The sequence below is a fragment of the Janthinobacterium sp. 35 genome (assembly GCF_002754575.1).
Classification (GTDB): Bacteria; Pseudomonadota; Gammaproteobacteria; order Burkholderiales; family Burkholderiaceae_D; genus Janthinobacterium; species Janthinobacterium tructae.
The window spans coordinates 14,944-32,182 of sequence record NZ_PEFN01000002.1 but is presented as its reverse complement, the minus strand read 5'-3'; the positions used below and the strand labels follow the sequence as shown (position 1 = coordinate 32,182).

The following is a 17,239-nucleotide window of genomic DNA, read 5'->3' as shown; positions in this document are numbered from 1 at the left end:
CACTTGTGCTCCAGTTCTCGACCTGGCACGTGACAAGTGCCCTACGTCCGATTTGAAGGATAGTTAGGATAGTCGCCGTGGTGTTTCCAGACGCTGGCCACCCGCAACCACGCAAAGATATTGATGCTTTTCCTCAACAGGCCATACCAGATTACCGATTGTGTATGAAGCGATACGTCCATCAATCCAGTTGACAGCGACGTCCGCTCGTTCTATTGTTGATATTGAATTTGCTCGCACCTGAGCAACCGCGGTGGGTCAAACTCTTGCAACCCACACGTCCTGGCCAGCCACGCCGGGATCAGAGTCTCTGTAGCGCTTCTGCCACCCCGATCGGGAAGACCTCTTCTCGATCCCCTGGGGCTCGGATGGTCTTCCTTTCGCTTTTTTTAATGGAGATCATCATGGAAACGAATGCAAACACCCATCTGCAAGGCCGGAACGAGGTTGTCCCTATTACTGCGGTGCTGGTAACCGATGTCGACGAACGGATGGAATGCCTTCCCAACGTGGCGGGGAGACGCTGCGTATTGTTGGAATTTACCGTGTACAACATGCTCGGTAGAATGAGTCAAGACTACCAGGGGGGCTACTGGGATTTCTATAAGTTGTCGAATGGCGGTTTCTACATGTCACCGCAAACCGATAATACCTTCCGGATGCGTTGCGAAAATATGTTCGAAGGGGAAGTGAACGCCCAGACGGCGGGTCTCATCGCGTGCGCTATGGCGTATAGCCATCTATCTTTTGCCGAGGACGCTGATTGCTTCGGGGAGGCTTATATGTTGCTGTGGCAATACCTCGTCCAGCAATCGAACGCCGCAATAATTTTCGCGGCTTTGGACTAACCGGTACCAGGTCGGCGGATGGATTCCCGGCCGTGGCCTGGCACTGCTGTGAACATGCAACTGCGGTGGGTCAAACTCTTGCAACCCACACGTCCTGGCCAGCCACGCCGGGATCAGAGTCTCTGTAGCGCTTCTGCCACCCCGATCGGGAAGACCTCTTCTCGATCCCCTGGGGCTCGGATGGTCTTCCTTTCGTTATTTTTGACTGGAGATCATCATGATGACCAATAACAGCCGCAACAATTCTTCGAAAACTCCTGGACCCGTTCACAGCGGTACCAGTCCGTCGAAAACTGCTACCCCGGTACACAACCGTACCAGTCCGTCCAAAACTGCTGACCCAGTGCGTCGACCGCCCGGGACGTGCAGGGAGTATCGCTGCTGGTGCAGGGAGTGTCGCTGCTATTGTGGGCGGCGCGCAACCCTCGCTGGGATGGTTAATGCTGTGTGTTTGGTGATAGCCCTGTACTGCTTGAATGTACTAAACTTTGGAGGAATCATCATGTCACAAGAAAGTGCGCCTGCAGTTACTGACACCAACCCTGTCATCGCGACCATCAGCAATGCTTTCAAGCGCCTTCACCAAATTGGAGAACAAAAGGCCGTCTCCGACATCGTTTATAGTTTTTTGAAACATTCTGGTTTGGAAGTGTCGGAAGGTGGCGCCGAGACGTTGTGCGGAGCCAAGCTGGGTCAGATCATTCGGGTTCGATCTGGAAAAGTTGATCCAGCCTATGCCGACGTTATGCGTGATCTGGCAGCGATGGATAAGTACGCCAAGGAACACAACGCGCACCCGCAATTAAATAGCAAACTGCCCCGGGTTGATTTGGAGGCTACCCGGGAAGCATTGAGTCGCGGTGCTTTGCAACAAGGTACGCTGCAGGCGAAAGCTCATCGTTAGCGTGTGCAGCGCATGCAGGCAAAAGCTGGATGATTAACCCAATCCTATACTTGGAGAAGTTTCTAATATGGAAGCGTAAAAGCTGGCTTCGATTCATGGAGAATCGAGGTCAGCTTCGTCTAGGGAAGTGCTGATATTACTATGTAAATCGGCACCATCCACAGCATCCTACAACATCAAATCATGAAAGATTTACCAATGAAAACTATTCTGAAAAACCTGATTTTGGCTGCTGTTCTGGTCGCGGCCGGCGCCAATGCTCAAGAGCCCGCTGCGCATACTTCCGCTTCGGTGCAGTTCACCAGTGGCACGGATTTCGCCGCTACGCTGGCTGTGCGCGAATATCTTAAAATGTTTTACCCGGTGACTGATAACAAAATTGCTACCCAGGTAGTCGAATCGCAGGGCAAATCGGCAACCGTAAAAGCAACTTTTCCGGGGTACTCGTGTGCTGTGGAACTCATGAAAAACGAGTCCGTGAATAAGTACGGCTGGGAGGTTCGGAACCCAGGATGCCGCAAACTCTAACCTGTGGCAGCGTGGAAGCCGGCGTGGTTTCAGTGCTATTCAGACGCCAGCTTCTTCAATTTTTTTACCGGACTCGACCCATTTTTTTACCCATTTCGGCTGGCGGCCGCGGCCACTCCACTGCAGCGTCGGATCGGTCGGATGGCGGTATTTGACAGCAACTGTTTGCTTCACCTTCGCAGGAGCACCATTTCCGACAAGGTCTTTGAGCGATACGCCTACTCGCTGTGCAATTTCCAGAATTTTCGCGCGAGCATCGTTGATGTCTTTCTGTTCCTTTATCTTCAATTGCTTCTTGACCTGATCTTGCAGTTCGCGAAGTTCGGAAATAGAGAAATTTTCAAGATTCATATGTCATTTTCCTGACGTTAATAAAATCAGTAAGTTACCACATGACTCAATTGGCCATGCTTCATTTTTGCATCTGCGCACACGGATAGCACCGTTCCAAGCGCGTGCAGGCACGATTGGTTGCCAGCATGGATGAGTAAAAGGGGGTGAACAAGGCATAATTGCCAAAGTCCGCAAAGCTGCATGGGTGCAGCTGTGCCAGACTCACACTCTAGAGGTAATCAATGCCACGACCAAAACGGAGAATGAGTGCGATCGAGTTTGACGCGATCCAAGTATTACTGCCTAGTATCAGCAAAAAGCGCTGTACTGTCGCCAGGGCGGCATTGGTCGATGGCGAGACGTTGGCCGTCGTTAGTGACAGATTCAACTGCTCACGCCAGGCGGTCAACACGTTAGTCAATATTTTTTGTGACGGGCTGGCGCGCTTTCATGAGGCACAGCGGGTGATGAATGCCGATGAGCTGGTGCCGCCAGGATGGGAAAGGGCCACGCTTATGGCGCCTAGTCAGCTGATCAACAAGTTCCGTGCAGAGATCAATGAACTGGGAAACACCAACTGACCAGCTCTAGCTGTGAAGTTGCAAGAGGTTATTCTGGCCGGATCTGAGCCGTGACATTGGGGCCTTGCCAGCAATGCCCTGATGCGGCCGGTGCCAGTTGTAGTGATGGTTCCATTCTTTGAGCATGTTGGCCCGCTCCAGTGAGTTGTTATAAACAAAGCCGTAAGCCCATTCGCGCAAGGCTGACTGGATGAAGCGTTCGGCCTTGCCATTGGTCTGTGGCCGATAGGGCCGTGTAAAGCGGTGCTTCAATGCCATCTGGGTACAAGTGGCCTTGAATGACTTGGAGCGAAAGGCTGAGCCGTTATCGGTCAACAACGCTTTGGGGCGCACCCCGAGTGAGCAGAAATAGGCGTGGGTATTGGCGAGGAATCGGTTGGCATTCTCCTGGGTTTCGTCAGGATAGAGCTCCGTGAAGGCGATGCGGGCATGGTCGTCAATGGCGATAAACAAGACTTCCCAGCCGGCGCCGCGCGTACGGTCTCGCCGGTCTCCTGTCGCACGATGGCCGGTGGTTTCAATGCGCCCGAGCTTCTTGGTATCGATATGAATCAGGTCGCCTGGTTCTGCATGCTCGTAGCGCTGCACCGGCTCGACGGGATCGAGATCGCTCAGTTTGGACAAGCCGGCACGCGCCAGCACACGGCTTACCGTGGCCTTCGATATCTGCAGGTACTGGGCAATCCTTGCCTGTGTCATGCGCTTCTTGCGTAGCTCGACAACCGTCAGTGCCTTGCCCGCGTCGAGTGCCAAGGGACTATGCAGCGGACGCGACGATCGATCCATCAAGCCCTCTCGCCCCTCGGCAAGGAAGCGCCCCAGCCATTTGCGCACGGTTGCTTCGCTCACGGCGTAGCGGGTAGCGGCCTGGCAGCTCGGCAGGCGGTTAAGCAGGACGTCTTCGACCATCTCGACTCGACGAATCAGCGTTAATCGGGCATTCTTATGGATGTTCATTCGGTTGGTTTCCTTGAGAACTGGGGGTTTGGCGATTTCCAGTGTCTCAAATCCAATCCGAATGAACCACAACAACCTATTGAAACATCACATCTAGCGACGCGGTGCTGCGTGATTGGCCTGCTTCACCATCCTCTCAAGTTTTACCGCTCTTCATCGTAAGGCAATGTATAGCCACATGCGGGGCAACGAATACTGCTATGCTGATTGATGGCGCCGGACTCCGCATTTTCCCACATGCGGTACCGTGCACGCTCATAGGTACAGGCTGGACAATTTTCTTCAAAATGTTCGTCCTGCAACTCCATGCCACCAGGTTCAATTCCATTGCCGAATACAATCGTTGCCATGATGATCACCCAGGCACGCTGTCTATCCGCGTCAGACGCCAGAAGCGGTGCCAATTAAACGTGCAGAAAAGTTACGAATGGCCCGCTTCCGATAAGCAGTCTATTAGCGTTGCCATGAGTTTATATACTTGGCAAGAATACACTTGGCTTCATTTATAGAAGCTCCTAAAATGAACGGGAACATAGAACGCATGCGGTGGCCGGCTACCTTTTCAAATTGCCGCTGCACATTTTCATATGTCCATTTAGTGTACGCAATCACATCAGACGGGTCGTCAAAAATTATCTTCATCCGTCGACCAAAATGCGCTTCGCAAAATGCATTAAAGATGGTAATAGACACAACGTTTCGGAACCAATCATTGTCGGCTCTCTCAGCGACATGAATTGCTTGTTTTGTTTCGTAGCATAGCCAGTAGCATCCACTGTCGTTCCAGCTGCTATTTACCTCTTCAGACCTTCTGATCAGTTTTTTCACTGCGTACCTCCGTCTTCGCTGCTAACCGCCAGCGCGCCAAAACCTAGGCGGTGCCGGGATAGGTTCTGAACACAATCCCAGGTCCGTGGCCACTCCCCTCGACTACAGGGCTGGCAGGCTGGAGTCATGGTTTGGGTATAGACGCACACTAGATCAATTTCAACTAAGGCGCGGTGCACGGTTGTCAAAATAGAGCGCATGGTTGCCGCTACGAGTGATCACTTGTTGCGCTAATAAATGGGTTCGGGGGGGGCACGGGAGTTACCCAAAGTCTCGGGTCTTTCAACACGACTGCCGCCAACTTGCTTGCCACCTGCCCCCCTTTTTTCGAGACGTACAAAGTCCAGACATTTCTCCCTCCAGGCGCAGTGGCATGCCACTGCGCCCGCAGGAGTTCTCGCTGAACACGCATTGCAAAATCGCCGTCTTCGTCGGATGGGGCACTTTGGGCCTCGGTTGCTGTTGCATACAACCGAAAAATTAGCGGGGACACCAGTGCCATCCCATATTCAATGAAATGAACCGGCGCGCCAGCTTCGTTGTGCTTCATCGACCCGTCGGCCAGATTGCGCTGCACCCACTTCATGAAGTCGACGGCCAGTACCGATGGTTCCTTAGCTCCTTTTTGCGCAAGAACAGGCAATTTTTCGATAGGCAGTGGCACCGGAAAGACAAGGGATGACGTTGCGTGCGGCATTCTTTCTTGCCGCACGGACTGCTCCGATTCGCTATCCTCGGCATCGTTCTGATGGGCAGGAACTGTTTCTGGTTCACTCTCTGCTTCCTGCTTGCGCCGGTCCTTGTCGCGGCGTGCGCTACGAGCTTCCGCTTCGGCCGTGTCGAGTTTGTCCAAAAGATCATCTGCATCTCCTGCCGCCGATTTTTTGATGGCCTTACTATCCCTGGCAACAAACTTGGGCGCTGGCACCTTCTTCGTGTCAACCGGTTCGGTCGGGGAGTCACCAGATATGGAAGCTGATGCACCGTTTTCCCCCGGGCGCTGGGATTGTTGATCTCGGTTTGACTTTCCTTGCGATCCGGCCGGCAAGGCCTCGATCATGCCTGACATCGCTTCTGGAATTTGGGATCGATCGCTCCATACTTTAGCGACAGGAAAGCATAGAACGCTGAGTTCATGCTTATAGGCGATCTCGCCCGCCTGGTCCGTCCCAGTCACGACCACGCGCCAGATCGCCTGTCCTGTCACTGGATTGACACGGATGCAGCCATATTCCTGCCATGCGTCGAAAAGCCGGTCATTCTTGGCATCGCCCGGAAAGCCTGCCTCCTCCTCCTCCTCCTGGCGCAAGATGAATTCCCGCACGCTGTCGGCCAACCGTTTCGCCACCAGCCACACACAGTCGTCGTACACCCAGCCCGCCGCCCCGTCCCGATTGAGGGGCAGGTGGCCGCCTTCCACGAACATCAAGGTCATGGCCCCCATGAGCCGCTCGATCAACGGCACCGCCCTGGCAGAGCTGAACCTCGCGCGCGAGCCGGTGGCAAGATTGCGGCGCGTGGATTCCTGATCGGCTTTTTGGACAATCTCGTGCAGGGCACCACTGCGTTCACCGCCCAGGTATTGGTTCAACTCTTGAAGGCCCGCAGGCACGTGCGCCATTGATGCAAGCGTAGAACCGGGCACCAGTCGCTGGAGCAGCATGGCACCAAGTTTGGCGTGCGAGTCGTAGTTGCGCTCACTCTTCTTCTTGAAACCGACGCAATATTCGGTGGCTGCACAGTCGTTCAACGAGCCGGCGGTCGCCGACCAGAGCATTGGTTCGCTGGTCCTACCGCGCTTCCATTGAATCTTCAGATCCGCGACCGGTTTACCGACGTCGTGCAACAGGGCCGCGAGAAACACGGCATAGGTCCAAAAATCTCTCTGGGCAGCGATGACTTCGGCGCTGGCACCAAGAGGTAGCAGGTAGCCGGTGCGAATGGTCAGCGCGTACAAAACAGTTTCGAGCGTATGGGCCAGCAAACCACCCGGATTGGCATGATGGTGGGACTCGGACGCCGGCAGCAATTGGACGAACTCTGCAAAGTTTAATAATGCGGGTTGAAGGTCGTGCGCGAAAATGTTTGGTGCAATGCGGGTGGCGCGGATGATTTTACTTATCACCTCATCGCCTTCGATACAGCGGATGAGATCCCTCGCTGGAAGCACGTTGTACCATCCAGTTTCGGATCCCCGATAGGCGATGCGCTCGGGGGGCACGGGCGGAGTGCTTTGAGGAACGGTACTGTTAACGGTGATGTCCGGTGGACGTTCGTCACTGGTAACTACTTTGTCTAGGCCTGGTGTACCGACATCGAGATGATGGGACGCGTCACGCAGTAGTTGCGCCAATCGTTTCAGCAAAGTCTGTTTGCTGGTCCAGCGAATCTCGATAATTCCGAGCGCTGCGGCAGCACAGATCACCGTGGCGATCACGAAGGAAAATAACCATTCTGACACAACACCCCCGAGTTGGGACACCGTCACACGAAGCCATTTACCTTGACGTAATTTGCCAAAAGATGCCTTCTCACCTCGCCCAGACTGGGATTGACCACCGAGGATTTCCAAGCTTTCCAATCGTCACCAGGCCCTTGCAGCGCCTTGAACTCTCTAAATGTCATTTGGAGCGGGTTCCAGGTCAATATGGGAATCGCCGAACCGGATGTGAACCAGGCTGCTCCATACAACAGTATTTGCAGGCTACACAAATCATCTGCGAACTTCCCTCCCAAGGGGGGACTGCCGTTCAGGCTGTGTTGCTGCAACAAAGATAGGACCGCTGGTAATGGATCATCATTCGGAGCGAACACTTCGACTTCTGCGTAGGTATCAAGCAAGATCAGCAGTGGATGCATCCACGTGGCTAGGCCAATCTCCCCCAACAATTCAGCGATCTCAAAAATTCCGATTAATCGACTATCCGAGACAATTGCAGGGGTACTGCGCGATCCTTGTGCGACGAGTAATCGAGAGGTTGGAGGCTCGAATTGCATGTTTCACCGGTATGACGATATAGAGACACTGCATTGACATCATCGTGAAAGGAGACCTCGAAAGGTTCCCTTTTTACTTGTGACGCAAACCAAAGCATGGTAGCGCGTGCATGGCCGGGGAGCGCCTTCGATTTTTCCTTCCACGCCTTGCTTTGCTCCCGCCCACGGGAGCAAAGCCTACCCGTATGTCGGGTACCGGTAAAACCCTTTGCCGCACGCTGCGGGGTTATAGCAGCGTGCGGCACCCTTTTAGATCAGGCCCTTAACCGGTCAAACCCTTGCCCGTAATCCGTGCGATGGTCCATTTGACACCTTTCCCCACTTTGCTATTACAGCATAGCACCACCTTGACAACTAATAAATAGAGGTGTGGCATCCGGTGGCGCCATGGCAGCCCAAGATAATCAGCGGTGCGTCTATCACATTCCGCGCACCGTGCCAACTATCTAATGGCACAACCTGGGACCGATTTGTCGGGGACGGTACTGGCGATATTTCCTATGCTGCGACGATCAGATACCCGGTCAGCACCGGGGAATTCTGTAGGACTCGGCGTTTGATGCATGGGCAGCCTCCTATGTTTGATGCGCGTGAACAAACTGCTGTTTCTCTCAGGAGACGTATATGCATCAGCGGCTGGGCTTTCTCAATCCCGTTCTTATCACGCTGTTTCTTACGGCAGGGAACGTTCTGGCCGATACGTCGACGATATCAGCCAACGTCAATGCCGAAAACTTGGTGCTTGACAAGATTGCAGCGCGGGCCGGAGAAGGTGAAACATTGGTGAATCGTTACACGGCGATATCGCTGCAGCCAGGTGCAGCCGACATTGACCCGACGCGGATCGTTGCTCAAGTTAATTTCCCCAGGATGAATACCAAGACTGTCGGTGAGGCGATCCGATATCTCCTCATCCGCACCGGATATGACTTAGTCGAAGAAAGCCAGCTGGATCCACAGGTTGTTGCACTGCTCGCCAAGCGGCTGCCGGACTCACAACGGACGCTGGGACCTTACCGCGTGGACACAATGCTAAAAATCCTGATAGGCCCCGCTTTTGATTTAAGCACCGATCACGCCAGCAGGCGTATTTCTTTTCATCCGGCGGTGCCAACCGATGCCGCTGTCAGAGCGTCAGGAACCTCCGAGCAGCGCAACAAATCGGATGCGGCAGTAGCGTCCGGTCACGCTGCCGACTAATCCATTTATAGCCACGTATAGACGACTCCGGAAGAGGCCATGCCATGACCCAGCAAAACACAACTTCTACTACTGCGGGACCAACGGTCCCGGTGGGCAGTCCTGCCGCTCCGGAAGCACCTGCGAAAGTTCGGTCAAGGAAGCTGCTGTTGTGGGCAGCTGCGGCGTGCTGCGCCATAGTGGCAGTGCAACTCGCGATGAACGGACGCGCACCACAAGTGCCGCCAAAGCTTCCCGATCCTGTCGCCAGTGCTCAAGTGGTGCCAGTACCCATGAAGGCTGCGAATCCTAGCGTGCCGGCAGGTGCCGCAACTGCAACGGCCGTGACGCCCGCAGTGCAAGTTGTGCCAGCTGTGCCAGCTCTGGAAAATTCGACCTCGGCCGATGCAGCTGCGTCACGGCCAGTTCCCGGAAGCGATGGTGCGCGAAACCAGCAGTCCAATCCGGTCGAGCATGGTGGATCGCGGGAGATTCTCGAAGCCTTGCAACAAAATGCCGACGCGCTCGCCAGCCTTGAGCAAGGCATCGTCGATTTGAAGGAGCAGGTAGCAAAGTTGACCCACGTGCCAAAGCGGCCGGTCAAAACCAGTGAGGCCGCAGCGCCAACGCGTACCATGCCGACCCGTTCAAACGCTGATCCCAACTCGGCCCAATTGCTGTCCATCGACCTGTGGGGCGACAAACCCTCCGTGGTGGTAGGCCGCAAACTCGGCGACGGTACGGAAGTGACATTTTTGAACGAGGGTGAAAAGCAAGGACGGGTAACTGTCAAGCGAGCCGATGTAGGAAGCCAACGCGCAATTCTGGCGACAGAACGTGGCGATGTCGTGTTGAACAGAGAAGAATGACCTTCGGCGAGACAGCTATGAAACCCGTTATTTTCTTGTTCCTGTTGATGGGCGCAAATGTGAGTGCCCAAACATCGTCGAACACGACCATCACTGCGCGCTCACAACAGTCGACCGCCATAGCCCAAATGGAGGCGCAAGCGACTGCAACACAGGCCTCGGACCAGATCGCACGGCAAGTTTGGGGGCTCACCGCTGACGAGCTTGAGCGTGCAAAACTGCTGCTCAAGGGACCACGTGCTAGCTTCTCCGTGCCGAACCTATCACCGGTCGAAGCGCTGGGGATCCACGCCCGCAGCGACGCCGAACGGCGCAAATATGCAGAAATGTTCGCCAAGGCTATGCATGAGGACACCGAACGTGTACTGGCCTGGGCAATGGCCTACCAAATCGCGATTCAACGCCTGTATCCGAATGAGAAGGTTATCGACTTTTCGGGCTTGCAAGCCGCCGACATGTCCACGGGTACGACTGATGCCGCAAATCTACCGCGTCATGGCACACGGCCAATCCGGCGTGGCGGCGGGGGGGCACAATGATCACCCGGCGAAACTTCTTGGCGTTGGGTTTCGCTCCTATCTTGGGCAGCGCGTACGCCAGCAACGCCATCGCCAAAGGACGATGGCCACGTCCTGCTCCGATACCGCCTGGATACCAGCACGTGGCCAAGATAAAGCGTGTTCCTGCTGCTGTGCTGTATGCCGTTGCGCTGCAGGAGTCACAAATGCGTTTCGGAAAAAACGCCCTGCCTTATCCGTGGACACTCAACATTCAGGGCGTGCCGAAGCGGTTCGACAGCTACCGTGCCGCTGTCGCTGCCTTGGTCGAATGCTTACGGATGGGGATCTTGCTCGTCGATATTGGCCTGCTCCAAATATGCTGGCGGTACCATCACATCAAGCTTCGTAACCCGGCCCGTGCGCTGGACCCCTATCCCAATATGGAAGTGGGGGGAGAACTGCTCCAGAATCATTTCAAAAAGACCGGAAACTGGTTTCGCGCCGTAGCTAACTACCATAACGCCGATCCAGCCATTGGAGATCCTTATGCCACTTCGGTATTCCGGCATCTTGGTCGAATCCCATCTAACTGGGGGGAGCGATGATGGCTCGGCTCCCCTGCAAGGCAATGCTCGCCGTCGTCTCTGCCTGTTTCGGAACTGCGATTGCCGGTCCACAGGTACTAGCTGATACTGGGCGCACAGTGAGTTCCATCCAGTACCTGGTACACGTGCTGGACAGTTCGGAAAGCGACACTGAGACACCTCTCGTCTCTTTCCCCGTGCGTTCCGACGGAATGTCACCGGGCAGGATTGAAGACACTAAACACACCGTCGACATGCCCGAATGGCTCACGCGACCCATCTTTATCGTAGGGAGCGATCCACTCTCTTTACAATGGCTCACCGAAAACCATGCTGTGCTGTTGCGTTATGGCGCTACCGGCATTGTGGTCTCTGTGAACGATGTTTCAACGTTCAAAGCAATGCGTCGCACCAGCTCGTTACCGATGGTGCCGCATCCAGCGCCGCACCTGAGTCGGCTTTTGCAAGCCAATGGCATTCACCGTTACCCGTTGCTGCTCCTGGAGCACGGGGACGTGCTCCAGGACTTGCGTGGCCAGGGTCCAGCTGGCCGGGACATTGGGAGCGGACGATGAGCAACCAATCGTACGTGCTGGAGCCTTTGCTCCGTCCCAAGGTCGAGTATCAAAGCGCGGCTGTGGCGGCAGCGTGCGGCATCCTGGCATTGTGCGCGCCTTCGGCATTGATGCTGCCAACAAGGCTGGGCTATGCAACCGGCGCCATCGCGCTCGGCTTTGCTGCAGTGAGATTTCAGCAGGCGCGAAGTGTCGGCAAGTATCAGTACGGCTTAAAGCACTACAAGATCACACACACGCGGTTGCACCGTATCGCGCGTAGTAAAGATGTGTTGTACCTGGGCGAAGGGTTTCTGTGGACCCAGAAGCACACCCAGCGCAAACTCGACGCAAACCGCCCGGAAGCAGAGCCATTCGTCAACCTGTCTCGCAAGCGCCTGTTGCTCGATCAAGCCGTTCGACGATACGAGCGCTGGGTGTTCTCTGCTAGCGACAGCCGCAGCTCGCCATCAATGCTCCAGAAGCTTGCGACGCTCACAAGGAGCGATGTGCCATGGAATCCTGTACGCCCGCTGATCGATCTCGGCGGCTCACGCGTGTTGCATGGCGTGGAGCCGAACGAGAAACCGGTAATACTGCGTCAGTCGGCGCGAACGGGCCACGTGCTGATCAAGGGGACGACGCGCGTCGGCAAGACGCGTCTGCTCGAATTGCTGGCTACTCAGGACATCCATGATCATTATGTTGTCATAATCATCGATCCCAAAGGGGATGCCGAATTGATGATGCGTGTATACGCTGAGGCATCAAGGGCTGGACGGCTCGATCATCTGTACCTGTTCCACCTCGGCTATCCGGATTTTTCGGCGCGCTACAATGGGATTGGCAACTTTGCCAGGATCACCGAGATCGCCACCCGGACGACCAACGGGCTGCCGTCCAGTGGAAACTCCGCCGCGTTCAAGGAATTCTCTTGGCGGTTCACCAACTTGGTGGCGCAAGCGCAAGTGGCATTGGGCCAGGTTCCCACCTACAACGGCATCCTGCGCAACATCACTGATATCGAGCCGCTCTTCATTGCGTACGCCAAACTGTCGTTAGACCGCGCAGAAAAGGCCGGCCGCATCAGTGGCTGGGAAAATGTGGTGGCCAATTGTGCAACCGAAATAGCGAAGAAGAAAATTCCTGTTCCGCGCTCGCTCCAGGACCGCCAGCCGATCCTGGCGGCGACAATTATCGTAGCCAGAAAGTTTCAACAGAAGATCGAAGATCCGATACTCGATGGACTTTCCACAGCAGTCAGTTACGAGAAATCGTTTTTTGAAAAGATCATTGCCTCGCTCGGCCCGTTTCTGGAGAAACTCACGACGGGCGCCATCGGTAAGTTGATCAGCCCCGACTATTTCAACATGGAAGATCCGCGCCCGATCTTCGACTGGATGCAGGTGATCCGGCAGGGCGGCATCGTCTACGCTGGCCTCGACGCGCTATCCGATCCTGTCATCGCGGGCGCCGTTGGCAATTCGATGCTCGCGGATCTTGTCTCGATTGGCGGCAAGATCTACAAGCATGGCATCGATCCGGACCGAGCTGACGGCAAGATCCTGCTTCCGCACATTTGCGGCCATTTCGATGAGGTCGAAGCAATACTTGGAGACGAGTTCATTCCGATGGTGAATCGAATGGGGGGCGCCGGCATGCGTGTGACCGCCTACACTCAGACCGTTTCGGACCTGCAGGCAAAGTTGAAAGACGCCGCCAAGGCAAAGCAGCTGCTGGGGAACTTCAACCACGTCATTACCTTGCGCACCAAAGACCTCGACAGCGCCAAGTTCATCGCCGACCAGGTACCGAAAGTGGAAGTGGCCACCCTCACGCTGGTATCCGGCGTTACCGACAAGGCAGCAGAGGGTGACGGCATCGACTTCATCTCGAACAACCAGGACCGGGTGGCGACCAAGGAGGTGCCGCTAATCGATGTCGCCGACATCATGCAGCTGCCCACCGGGCAGGCATTTGCGCTCCTCGAAGGTAACCGCCTCTACAAGCTGCGGATTCCATTGGCCGATCCGACTGACGATACGTATATTCCCGCTTCGTTGAGAGCCGTCTGTGAAGATATGCGAAGCCGCTATCGCACTTCAGAACAATGGTGGAAGGAAAATGACTGGTTTGTCGACGCGGACGTGACGCTTCCGATCGCGACTCCCATTTACGTGCCCACGGAACTCGAGGCTCAGATGGCACCCGGGCAAGAAAACCCTGAGCCTGACGCAGAGCAGCCTGCGCTGGCATCACTGCGCGATGTCGGCGCTTCCGACTCTACCGGCTTGGCTGCGCCTTGCGATACACAAAGTAAAGGTGAAGGAGATCAGGCATGACAGCCCGCGCAGCAAACGCCAAGACCGCTACCGGGCCTGTTGGGCCGGTAAGCAGAGGGCCGGTCGGTATTGCCATTGAGATTGTCTTCGGCGGCGCGCTGGCAACGATTTTTGCTTGGGTGATAGGGGTCATGATTGCCTACGGTGGCATGCAGACCTCGTGGCTTTGGGCTGACAAGGGGATCGATCACGCTCGGGGGCTTGTCGAGGAGAATCTTCGGTTCATCGCCGAGTATCCTCGGTCGGTCCTGATCGAAGATACCTTGGCGTTCGAACACAAGGTCATCGAAATCGTGTCCCGCCCCTTCATCGCGCTGGGGACGTTGAAATATTACGAAGACAGTTTGAAGCCGATACCACGCTCAGCCGACAGTCTCGGCAAGACTTCGGCGTTGCTCAAACGGGAACTCGCCAAGGTTTTCATGGTGGCGATGTACATCGCTATGGACACGGCGATGCGGCTGTTCGTTGTGGTATTCGCGTTGCCCTCGTTCTTGCTCGCCTGCTTGCTGGGAATCGTCGATGGTCTGGTGCGCCGCGACCTGCGTCGATGGGGCGGCGGCCGCGAGTCGAGCTTTGTCTACCACAGGGCGAAAAAAGCCACTGTTTGGTCGATATCAGGCGGCTTCGGGATTTACCTGGCGTGGCCTTTCGGAGGATTCAATCCGGCGTACATGGTGCTGATCTTCACGGTGCTGGTAGCAGCTTCCCTATCCATGTATGTCAGCACATTCAAAAAATACTTGTGAGCGGGAGACGTGATGAAATTTCCATCCATGTTGCTGATAAAAGGTTCCCGGCCGGCCGCGTTGCTGATCGTGTCGATCGCAATGACCGCCGCCACCACCACGTATGCCGACGACGATGCCGAGCGGGAGAACTTGGCGCGGATCAGCTATGAATTGAGCCAGCTGCAAAGAATGATCAGCGATGCAGCCGTATCGGCGGAAAACAAAGGCGAAGCACGCTTCCGATATGACTTGCTCGCGCGTGATGTGGGGCTGGTTCAGGCTGGCGTCAACGATCACCTGCAACGGCCGCGCCAGCCCCAGCGTGTACAGCCACTGGCGGGCGACTACAGAAACTAGCACGTTGAAATTGAGAGGTCACCATCATGAACGTAGCCATGCACACTGCTTTCGACGCCGCATCTGGCGGTACGGCGGGTGCCGTGGCCATGTTCATTATTCTTGCAGTCGCCGCTTCCATCGTCTTATGGGGGGCCAACGCCATCCGCATGCTGCTCATCGAAGTCATGCATACCCCCAAGCTGTTTGGCCGCAATTGCTGGCTCGTGATGCGGGCCCTGATGATCGTAACGGTGTTTATCTATCTTCTGACGTGAAAGTTCTGGGCCGACATGGGGCGGCTCGATCAAGCGTATCCAATTGGTGCTAAACGCGGTGGCGCCGATGTTTTTGATGACCGCGATATTGTTGATGTCAATCTGGGCCAGTGGCAAAAGGCGATTCGACGCTTGGCGCTTAGTTGGTCCTCAATAAGGAGGTGCTTGCTATGTCGTACTTGAAAAAAATGGAGACGGTATCAACCGGTGCTCGTTCACTCATCACGGAAAATCGGCGTTGCATCGCAGCAATGTTTGTGCTCGCTGCAGCGTTCGCGGCAGCGCCGGCAATGGCAGATCTTCCGGCAGCCGTACAGCCCACAGGCGGTGCTGCGGCCGGGGATTACATGACGCTCTTGCGGCAATACTGGAAGCAGGGCATTGCCGTCATTGTGCTGATGGTGGGTTCCTGGGCGTTTCTCGAAGTCGGCGGCGGCGCCATCGCCAAATTTGGCGAATGGCGCATCGGCAAGGTCGAGTTGAGCGATCTGAAATGGTTCTTCTTAATCGGCGTCGTGATGTTGGTCACAGTGATTTACCTGCTGACAACGGCCAACGGCATCCTCTGACCTGGTTAAACGACGCGACCCTGGGCCTGATCATGGACGATATTTCCGACGGCGTGCAAGCGGACAAAACCCGTGGCCATGCGCCATTGACTGACAGAGCGAATCGGGAGCCTGCCATTCTTCGCGGTTTGACGTCCTCCGAGGCGCAGCTGGCCATTTTTATTGTGATGCCGATTTATACGGTGGTCGGCCTGGTGGTCGTATTCGTAACGAAGATTTGGGCGCTGGGGGTGCTCATCGCATCGCTGGCGCCCATGCTCACTGTGTGGGTAGTGGCAGGCTGGCTGGCAAAGGTGAAGCGCAACAAGCCTGACTACTATTATCAGCACCGCTTCAAGTTGTGGCTCGCGAAGAACGGCCTGAAAAAGAGTCGCTTCATCGACCATGACGGCTTCTGGGAGACTGGACGGGACGTGCCTGCCCCCCGCCGGTCGCGCCAATCGAAGCAACTCGTCAAGAAGGCAGGAGGCTAGTCATGGCACGCTACACGGACGCCTTGGCGCAGGCGAACTGGTTCAACAAGTGCCTCCTCGGAGTGGTTGCCGCATCGACCACGGTGGCGGTGATCGCCATGTTTGGCTGGCGCAGCGCCGAGCGGGATGTAACAGTGCATATCCCGCCAGATCTGACGACGGGAGCACAGATCAATGTGGGGCGGAAGGAGGTGCCGGCCTCGAACGTGTACCTGTTCGCGTTCTATATATGGCAGCAACTCAATCGGTGGAGCTTGAACGGGCAACAGGATTATGGCAACCAAATCTACAAACTGCAGGCGTATTTCACGCCAGCGTGCCAGCAGCAGCTGATCAACGATATGACAACGCGTGCGGGTCAAGGGGAACTTGACCAACGCACGCGCTCCGTCATGGAAATTCCCGGACTGGGATACCGCGATGGGCGCGTGCTGGTTCATGCGGACGGGTCGTGGAACGTACTGCTTGACACTCAGATCATCGAGTCGTCGCGCGGCGTGCCGGTAAAGGACGCGTACGTGCGCTACCCGCTCCATGTAGTGCGCTATGACGTCGATCGCGAGATTAATCCATGGCAGCTGGCGATCGATTGCTATTCGGCGCAAAAAAAGCCGGAGCGGCTTGATCCTGAGGCTGTGGCTGTGGCTATGAAGGGTAATCGCGCTGTGGTGCAGAACAGCGACGAGTATGCGAATCGCAGCTTCGCGGGAGGGGGCGTTCCGCAAACGCAGGGACCGACGACCATCCAGCCGCCACCTTCGACCATTCCCAGCGGGCAGCGAAAGCTGACTCCCCAAGATCTGGCGCCGGCGACCTTGCCGCGCGTGCCCCGTTAATCGAAGGAGAGA

The 17,239-nt window shown here is 55.8% G+C and carries 22 protein-coding genes; 16 read left to right on the top strand and 6 right to left on the bottom strand.

Features of this window, described 5'->3' with window-relative positions; all coding sequences use genetic code 11:
• Positions 1–404 precede the first annotated feature (404 nt).
• The 3 genes from CLU93_RS27335 to CLU93_RS27325 all read left to right on the top strand — a co-directional run bounded on the left by CLU93_RS27335 (position 405) and on the right by CLU93_RS27325 (position 2,280).
• On the top strand, positions 405–848 hold the full coding sequence (locus CLU93_RS27335; RefSeq protein ID WP_180288033.1) for an antirestriction protein: 444 nt from the start codon (positions 405–407) through the stop codon (positions 846–848).
• Between the two features lie 502 nt (positions 849–1,350).
• Entirely contained in the window at positions 1,351–1,752 is a 402-nt protein-coding gene (locus CLU93_RS27330) for a hypothetical protein (protein WP_099764660.1), read from the top strand.
• Positions 1,753–1,935: 183 nt separating this feature from the next.
• Positions 1,936–2,280, top strand: a complete 345-nt coding sequence (locus tag CLU93_RS27325) for a hypothetical protein (RefSeq protein WP_143451859.1) — start codon at positions 1,936–1,938, stop codon at positions 2,278–2,280.
• A gap of 39 nt (positions 2,281–2,319) precedes the next feature.
• On the opposite strand, the gene CLU93_RS27320 is transcribed toward CLU93_RS27325, so the two are convergent.
• On the bottom strand, positions 2,320–2,631 hold the full coding sequence (locus tag CLU93_RS27320; RefSeq protein ID WP_099764658.1) for an H-NS histone family protein: 312 nt from the start codon (positions 2,629–2,631) through the stop codon (positions 2,320–2,322).
• Positions 2,632–2,876: 245 nt separating this feature from the next.
• Here CLU93_RS27320 and CLU93_RS27315 point away from each other — a divergent pair, with 245 nt between their 5' ends.
• On the top strand, positions 2,877–3,194 hold the full coding sequence (locus CLU93_RS27315; RefSeq protein ID WP_099764657.1) for a hypothetical protein: 318 nt from the start codon (positions 2,877–2,879) through the stop codon (positions 3,192–3,194).
• Positions 3,195–3,200: 6 nt separating this feature from the next.
• On the opposite strand, the gene CLU93_RS27310 is transcribed toward CLU93_RS27315, so the two are convergent.
• The 5 genes from CLU93_RS27310 to CLU93_RS28035 all read right to left on the bottom strand — a co-directional run bounded on the left by CLU93_RS27310 (position 3,201) and on the right by CLU93_RS28035 (position 7,976).
• The gene (locus CLU93_RS27310; RefSeq protein WP_099764656.1) at positions 3,201–4,151 is read right to left on the bottom strand and encodes an IS481 family transposase; all 951 of its coding nucleotides are present in this window, start codon (positions 4,149–4,151) and stop codon (positions 3,201–3,203) included.
• 143 nt (positions 4,152–4,294) lie between these two features.
• Positions 4,295–4,501, bottom strand: coding sequence for a hypothetical protein (locus CLU93_RS28045; protein ID WP_143451858.1), 207 nt, complete (start codon positions 4,499–4,501; stop codon positions 4,295–4,297).
• 103 nt (positions 4,502–4,604) lie between these two features.
• Positions 4,605–4,979 (bottom strand): hypothetical protein, encoded by a 375-nt coding sequence (locus tag CLU93_RS28040; RefSeq protein WP_143451857.1) that lies wholly within the window; start codon positions 4,977–4,979, stop codon positions 4,605–4,607.
• A 208-nt stretch (positions 4,980–5,187) separates the two neighbouring features.
• Positions 5,188–7,551 (bottom strand): MobH family relaxase, encoded by a 2,364-nt coding sequence (gene mobH, locus CLU93_RS27300; protein ID WP_180288032.1) that lies wholly within the window; start codon positions 7,549–7,551, stop codon positions 5,188–5,190.
• Entirely contained in the window at positions 7,464–7,976 is a 513-nt protein-coding gene (locus CLU93_RS28035; RefSeq protein ID WP_143451856.1) for a hypothetical protein, read from the bottom strand. Before CLU93_RS28035 ends, mobH begins: the two co-directional genes overlap by 88 nt.
• 624 nt (positions 7,977–8,600) lie before the next feature.
• On the opposite strand from CLU93_RS28035, the gene pilL2 reads away from it, so the two are divergent.
• The 12 genes from pilL2 to CLU93_RS27240 all read left to right on the top strand — a co-directional run bounded on the left by pilL2 (position 8,601) and on the right by CLU93_RS27240 (position 17,227).
• A complete protein-coding gene (gene pilL2 / locus CLU93_RS27295; RefSeq protein ID WP_099764653.1) occupies positions 8,601–9,176 on the top strand; it encodes a PFGI-1 class ICE element type IV pilus protein PilL2 in 576 nt (191 codons plus the stop codon).
• Between the two features lie 197 nt (positions 9,177–9,373).
• Positions 9,374–10,024: a hypothetical protein gene (locus CLU93_RS28030; RefSeq protein WP_143451855.1), complete on the top strand. Its 651-nt coding sequence runs from the start codon at positions 9,374–9,376 to the stop codon at positions 10,022–10,024.
• Positions 10,021–10,563, top strand: coding sequence for an integrating conjugative element protein (locus tag CLU93_RS27285; RefSeq protein ID WP_099764651.1), 543 nt, complete (start codon positions 10,021–10,023; stop codon positions 10,561–10,563). The genes CLU93_RS28030 and CLU93_RS27285 overlap by 4 nt, the downstream gene beginning before the upstream one ends.
• A 122-nt stretch (positions 10,564–10,685) precedes the next feature.
• On the top strand, positions 10,686–11,129 hold the full coding sequence (locus CLU93_RS27280; protein WP_180288031.1) for a transglycosylase SLT domain-containing protein: 444 nt from the start codon (positions 10,686–10,688) through the stop codon (positions 11,127–11,129).
• The gene (locus CLU93_RS28850) at positions 11,126–11,683 is read left to right on the top strand and encodes a PFL_4695 family integrating conjugative element protein (protein WP_099764649.1); all 558 of its coding nucleotides are present in this window, start codon (positions 11,126–11,128) and stop codon (positions 11,681–11,683) included. Before CLU93_RS27280 ends, CLU93_RS28850 begins: the two co-directional genes overlap by 4 nt.
• The gene (gene traD, locus CLU93_RS27270) at positions 11,680–14,004 is read left to right on the top strand and encodes a type IV conjugative transfer system coupling protein TraD (protein ID WP_099764648.1); all 2,325 of its coding nucleotides are present in this window, start codon (positions 11,680–11,682) and stop codon (positions 14,002–14,004) included. Before CLU93_RS28850 ends, traD begins: the two co-directional genes overlap by 4 nt.
• Positions 14,001–14,753 (top strand): TIGR03747 family integrating conjugative element membrane protein, encoded by a 753-nt coding sequence (locus tag CLU93_RS27265; protein WP_099764647.1) that lies wholly within the window; start codon positions 14,001–14,003, stop codon positions 14,751–14,753. The genes traD and CLU93_RS27265 overlap by 4 nt, the downstream gene beginning before the upstream one ends.
• Positions 14,754–14,765: 12 nt before the next feature.
• Positions 14,766–15,092 carry an integrative conjugative element protein, RAQPRD family gene (locus CLU93_RS27260; RefSeq protein ID WP_099764646.1) on the top strand — a complete coding sequence of 109 codons (327 nt, stop codon included), beginning with the start codon at positions 14,766–14,768 and terminating at the stop codon, positions 15,090–15,092.
• A gap of 26 nt (positions 15,093–15,118) precedes the next feature.
• The gene (locus CLU93_RS27255) at positions 15,119–15,349 is read left to right on the top strand and encodes a hypothetical protein (protein WP_099764645.1); all 231 of its coding nucleotides are present in this window, start codon (positions 15,119–15,121) and stop codon (positions 15,347–15,349) included.
• 170 nt (positions 15,350–15,519) lie between these two features.
• Positions 15,520–15,918, top strand: coding sequence for a TIGR03745 family integrating conjugative element membrane protein (locus CLU93_RS27250; protein WP_143451854.1), 399 nt, complete (start codon positions 15,520–15,522; stop codon positions 15,916–15,918).
• A gap of 32 nt (positions 15,919–15,950) precedes the next feature.
• Entirely contained in the window at positions 15,951–16,391 is a 441-nt protein-coding gene (locus tag CLU93_RS27245; protein WP_180288029.1) for a TIGR03750 family conjugal transfer protein, read from the top strand.
• A gap of 2 nt (positions 16,392–16,393) precedes the next feature.
• Positions 16,394–17,227 carry a PFL_4703 family integrating conjugative element protein gene (locus CLU93_RS27240; RefSeq protein ID WP_099764642.1) on the top strand — a complete coding sequence of 278 codons (834 nt, stop codon included), beginning with the start codon at positions 16,394–16,396 and terminating at the stop codon, positions 17,225–17,227.
• Positions 17,228–17,239: the final 12 nt, after the last annotated feature.